The following is a 535-nucleotide window of genomic DNA, read 5'->3' on the forward strand; positions in this document are numbered from 1 at the left end:
GCGCCCGATGCCGTGCTGCTGCCCACCGTCACCAATGAGCCGCGCACCACGCCGGCCGAGATCCGTGACTACTTCGTGAAGTTCCTGAAGAACAAGCCGCAGGGAACGATCGACAAGCGCGTCATCAAGATCGACTGCAATGTCGCGCAGGACGTCGGCACCTACACCTTCCGCTTCGCCGACGGCAGCTCGGTCAAGGCGCGCTACACCTATGTGTACCAGTGGCGCGACGGGCAATGGCTGATCGCGCATCACCACTCGTCGGCGATGCCCGAGGCGACGCGTCCCTGATCGACGAGCCCGTGATCAACGGGCCTTGAGCGGCGCGGCGCCTCGCGCGGCGAGTGGCGGTCGGGCTGCGTCTTGCTGTCCGTGCCGGACGCGGTCTCAGGCGGCGTCAAGGCTGGCCTCCAGTTGTTGATAACGCCATTGGCCGGCGTACCAGCCGCCCAGGGCGATGAGGTCCTCATGCCGGCCGCGCTCGACGATCCGGCCCTGCTTCAGCACGACGATCTCGTCGGCCTCCATCACCGCC

Annotated in this window: 1 protein-coding gene; it reads left to right on the plus strand. The window is 67.1% G+C overall.

Translation table 11 applies throughout. From position 1 onward, the window contains the following. A partial coding sequence (locus FUT87_RS25580; protein ID WP_147242820.1) for an SgcJ/EcaC family oxidoreductase occupies positions 1–291 on the plus strand: 291 nt, incomplete at its 5' end. Between the last annotated feature and the right edge of the window lie 244 nt (positions 292–535).

It is taken from the genome of Mitsuaria sp. TWR114 (assembly GCF_007997345.1).